At 66.1% G+C, this 4657-nt stretch carries 5 protein-coding genes; 2 read left to right on the top strand and 3 right to left on the bottom strand.

All coding sequences use genetic code 11. The features are described 5' to 3' along the window. From CVM52_RS23820 to proS, 3 genes are all read right to left on the bottom strand, one after another. A partial coding sequence (locus CVM52_RS23820; protein WP_133119964.1) for an ABC transporter ATP-binding protein occupies positions 1-359 on the bottom strand: 359 nt, incomplete at its 3' end. Further along, positions 352-1641: an ABC transporter permease gene (locus CVM52_RS23815; RefSeq protein WP_100164814.1), complete on the bottom strand. Its 1290-nt coding sequence runs from the start codon at positions 1639-1641 to the stop codon at positions 352-354. The genes CVM52_RS23820 and CVM52_RS23815, both read right to left, overlap by 8 nt. Before the next feature lie 122 nt (positions 1642-1763). After that, positions 1764-3134, bottom strand: coding sequence for a proline--tRNA ligase (gene proS / locus CVM52_RS23810; protein WP_100164813.1), 1371 nt, complete (start codon positions 3132-3134; stop codon positions 1764-1766). A 140-nt stretch (positions 3135-3274) separates the two neighbouring features. On the opposite strand from proS, the gene CVM52_RS23805 reads away from it, so the two are divergent. Next, positions 3275-4342, top strand: a complete 1068-nt coding sequence (locus CVM52_RS23805) for an AI-2E family transporter (RefSeq protein ID WP_100164812.1) — start codon at positions 3275-3277, stop codon at positions 4340-4342. A gap of 1 nt (position 4343) precedes the next feature. Further along, on the top strand, positions 4344-4657 hold a 314-nt coding region (locus CVM52_RS23800), incomplete at its 3' end, for a P-loop NTPase family protein (RefSeq protein ID WP_503128402.1).

The following is a 4657-nucleotide window of genomic DNA, read 5'->3' as shown; positions in this document are numbered from 1 at the left end:
CGCCCGGTGCCATTGGCCAGCTGCGGCAGGATCACGTTTTCGGCGGCCGAGAATTCCGGCAGCAGATGGTGGAACTGGTAGACAAAGCCGACATCGCGCCGCCGCACCGCGGTGCGCGCGGCATCGCCCTGCCCGTGCATGTCGCGCCCGCCGATCCGCACCCGCCCGGCATCGGGGGTGTCCAGCAGCCCGGCAATATGCAGCAACGTCGATTTCCCCGCCCCCGAGGGCGCCACCAGCGCCACCACCTCGCCGGGGCGCACCGTCAGGTCGACCCCCTGCAGCACCCGTACCTCGCCCGGCTCACCCGGATTGTAGGTCTTGCCGATCGCCTCCAGCTGCAGCGCCGCCTCACTCATAGCGCAGCGCCTCCACCGGGTTCATCCGCGCCGCCCGGCGGGCCGGAAAGATGGTGACCAGAAAGGACAGGCCCAGCGACAGCGCCACCGCCTTCAGCACATCGGCCAGGTGCAGCTCGGCGGGCAGCGCATAGATGCCGCGAATCGACGGGTCCCAGACGCCGCCCCCCATGGCGAAGTTCACGAAGGAAAAGATCGGATCGATATAGATCGCAAACAGACAGCCCAGGATCACCCCCATCCCGGTGCCGATCAGCCCGGTGAAAGAGCCGCAGATGAAAAACACCCGCAGGACCGAGCCCTCGCTCAGCCCGATGGTGCGCAGGATGCCGATGTCGCGCCCCTTGTTCTTGACCAGCATGATCAGGCCCGACACGATATTCATCGCCGCGATCAGCACCAAGATCGACAGGATGATGAACATCACGTTGTCCTCGACCTCCAGCGCCCGCAAGAAGCCGCCCGAAATGTCGCGCCAGGTCCAGATCACCGCCCGGTCGCCGGCCGCCTGCAACAGCGGCAGCGCCACGTTTTCCACATGCTCGGGATCTTCAACCATCACCTGAATTTCATCGGCTACCCCCTCGCGATTGAAGAAGCTTTGCGCCTCGTCGAAGGACAGGTAGGCACGGGTGGAATCGATGTCATAGCGGCCGGCTGTGAAGATATAGACCACCTCATAGGCGTTGACTCGCGGGCTCCGCCCCATCGGTGTCTGCACCCCGTTGGGCGAGGTGATACGCAGCCGGTCGCCAACCCGGACGCCGATGCGCCGCGCCACGCCCGAGCCGATGGCGATGCCCTCGCCCAGGCGCGACAGATCGCCGGCCGATTGCTCGGCCGCGGCAATGCCCGGCATGTCGGCCAGGTCCGGCTGGGCGATGCCAATCACCTCCACCCCCCAGTTCTGGGTCTGCGACGAGACCAGCACCATGCCGCCGCTGATCACCGGCGCCACATGGGTGACACCGGGCACCGCGCGCAGCCGCTCGGCCATCTCGCCATACTCGGGGATGGTCCGGTTCAGGTTGCCCAGCGGGTCGACCTCGCCCACCGACAGGATCGTCGCATGGGCATTGGCGCCGAGGATGGTGCCGACAAATTCCGACCGAAAGCCCGAGCGCACCGCCAGCGTGGCGATCAGCGCAAAGACCGCCAGGGTGATGCCGATCAGGCTGATCCAGGTCATCACGCTGACACCGCCCTCGGCGCGGCGCGCGCGCAGATAGCGCCAGGCGATCATCCATTCGAACGCGGCAAAGGGAGGAGGATTGCTCGCCATTCCGGGGTCCTGCTAATGCGTCCGCCCTGGGCCGCGGGCAAAAGTTTCCAGGAAACTTTTGCCAAGACTTTTCAGAAAAGTCTTGGCCCCGCCCGTCCGGCCCGAGGGGTGCCGCATCCGGGTCACACCGGCAGCGGCACCGAGGCCGACAGCGCCCGGTGCGGCGCATAGATCTCCTGCAGCCGCGCCACCGCGTCCTCGGGCGCCAGCTCCTCGCTTGCGCCGCTGCGCCGCGAGGTCAGTTCCACCACGCCGTTTTTCAACCCGCGCGGCCCCACGGTGAGGCGCCACGGCAGGCCGATCAGGTCCATGGTGGCAAATTTCGCCCCGGCGCGTTCGTCGCGGTCGTCGTAAAGCGGCTCCAGCCCCGCCTTGGTCAGCGCCGCATAAAGCCGCTCGCAGGCGGCATCGGTCTCGCCGTCGCCCTGGCGCAGGTTGACGATGCCGCAGGGAAACGGGGTCACGCCCTCGGGCCAGATGATGCCGTTCTCGTCGTGATTGGCCTCGATCAGCGCACCGACCAGCCGCGACACGCCGATCCCGTGCGAGCCCATATGCACCGGCACCTTGCCGCCTTCGGCGGTCTGCACCGTGGCGCCCATCGGCTCGGAATATTTGGTGCCGAAATAGAAGATCTGCCCCACCTCGATGCCGCGCGCCACCCGGCGCCGCGCCTCGGGGATCTGGTCGAACAGCGCCGGGTCATGGGTTTCATCGGTGCGGGCATAGCGCGAGGTGAATTCCTCCAGCACCGCCTGGCATTGTTCGACCGACCCATAGTCGATCTCGCGGTCGCCGAATTTCAGATCGGTGATCTCGCTGTCATAGAACACCTCCGATTCCCCGGTCTCGGCCAGCACCAGGAATTCATGGGTGTCATCGCCGCCGATCGGCCCCGAATCGGCGCGCATCGGGATTGCCTGCAGCCCCATCCGCTCATAGGTGCGCAGATAGCTGACCAGGTGGCGGTTATAGGCATGCAGAGCGGCCTCTTTGCTGAGGTCGAAGTTATAGCCGTCCTTCATCAGGAATTCGCGCCCGCGCATCACGCCAAAGCGCGGCCGCACCTCGTCGCGGAATTTCCATTGGATGTGATACAGCGTCAGCGGCAGGTCGCGATAGCTGTTGACGTAAGAGCGGAAGATGTCGGTAATCATCTCCTCGTTGGTCGGACCGTACAGCATGTCGCGGTCATGCCGGTCGCGGATCCGCAGCATTTCGGGGCCATAGGCGTCATAGCGCCCGGATTCGCGCCACAGATCGGCCGATTGCAGCGTCGGCATCAGCAGCGGGATATGCCCGGCGCGCACCTGCTCCTCGTGCACGATGCGCTCGACCTTCTTCAGCACCCGATATCCCAGCGGCAGCCAGGAATAGTTGCCAGCGCTGGCCTGCTTGATCATGCCGGCGCGCAGCATCAGCCGGTGGCTGACAATCTGCGCCTCGGCAGGGGTTTCCTTGAGAACGGGCAGAAAATAACGGCTCAGGCGCATCGACGGCTCCGGCAAATGACTGGGCTTTCCCCCTCTATGGCTTTGCCGGAACCGATACAAGCCCGCGCTGCTCCGCAGCAGCCCCTTGAAACCGGGCGTTTCATACGCAATGTGAGAGGGAACGCAACGCAAAGGCCGCCATGTCCCTGCCGGTGAAGGATCAGCTCAGATATTGGGGCATCGCCACGGCGGTGTTTGCCCTGGTGCTGTGGTTTCTGGGCGATGTGCTGTTGCCCTTCGTGCTGGGCGGCGCCATCGCCTATTGCCTCGACCCGATTGCCGACCGGCTGGAGCGGTGGGGCCTCAGCCGGATCGCCGCAACCGCGCTGATCACCGTCGCCACACTGCTGCTGTTCGTGGCGATGGCGCTGGTGCTGATCCCGACGCTGATCAACCAGACCACCGGGCTGATCGAAACCCTGCCCAAGGCGGTGTCGGGCTTCCAGGCCTTCGTGTCCGAACGCTTCCCGTCGATCAGCGACGACAATTCGACCATCCGCCAGACCCTGGCCTCGATCGGCGAGGCGATCCGCAATCAGGGGCCGGAACTGGTCAAGACGGTGCTGGGTTCGGCGCTGTCGGTGATCAATATCGTGGTGCTGCTGGTGATCGTACCGGTTGTGGCGGTCTATCTGCTGCTGGACTGGGACCGGATGATCGCCCGCATCGACGCGCTGTTGCCGCGCGACCACGCACCGGTGATCCGGCGCCTGGCCGGTGACATCGATGCGACGCTGGCCTCCTTCGTGCGCGGCATGGGCACGGTCTGCCTGATCCTGGGCACCTATTACGCCATCGCGCTGATGCTGGTGGGGCTGAATTTCGGCCTGGTGGTGGGGCTGGTGGCCGGGTTGGTCACCTTTATCCCCTATCTGGGCGCCCTGACCGGCGGCGCGCTGGCCATCGGCCTGGCGCTGTTCCAATTCTGGGGCGACTGGGTGTCCATCGGCCTGGTTGCCGGCATTTTCGCCCTGGGCCAGGTGGTCGAGGGCAATGTCCTGACGCCGCAGCTGGTCGGCAATTCGGTAGGATTGCACCCAGTCTGGCTGCTGCTGGCGCTGGCGGTGTTCGGCGCGCTGTTCGGCTTTGTCGGCATGCTGGTGGCGGTGCCGGTGGCCGCGGCCATCGGCGTGCTGGCCCGTTTCGCGGTCAACCAGTACCTGGACAGCCGCCTCTACAAGGGCACCGAGGACCGGGACGCGTCCTGACATGGCCCGGCAGCTCAGCTTTGATCTTCCGGCAAAGGCGGCGCTGGGGCGCGCCGATTTCTATGTCTCGCCCGCCAACGGTATGGCAGTTGCGATGATCGAAGCGGACTGGCCCGGCAACCGGCTGGTGCTGAGCGGTCCGGCCGGATCGGGCAAGACCCACTTGGCGCATGTCTGGTCGGCCGCAACCGGCGCGCCGATCCTGCCCGCGCGCGACCTGGCCGGGGCCGATCTGCCGGCGCTGGCCGGTGGTCCGGTGGCGATCGAGGATGTGCCGCAGATTGCCGGGGATGCGGCGGCGCTGCAGGCGCTGTT

Source organism: Pseudooceanicola lipolyticus (assembly GCF_002786325.1).
Taxonomy (GTDB): Bacteria; Pseudomonadota; Alphaproteobacteria; order Rhodobacterales; family Rhodobacteraceae; genus Pseudooceanicola_C; species Pseudooceanicola_C lipolyticus.
This window is presented reverse-complemented; position numbering and strand designations above follow the sequence as displayed.

Coding starts and splice junctions, on each gene's coding strand:
- CVM52_RS23815 (WP_100164814.1), bottom strand. CDS start 1,641: ATGGCGAGCAATCCTCCTCCCTTTGCCGCGTTCGAATGGATGATCGCC.
- proS (WP_100164813.1), bottom strand. CDS start 3,134: ATGCGCCTGAGCCGTTATTTTCTGCCCGTTCTCAAGGAAACCCCTGCC.
- CVM52_RS23805 (WP_100164812.1), top strand. CDS start 3,275: ATGTCCCTGCCGGTGAAGGATCAGCTCAGATATTGGGGCATCGCCACG.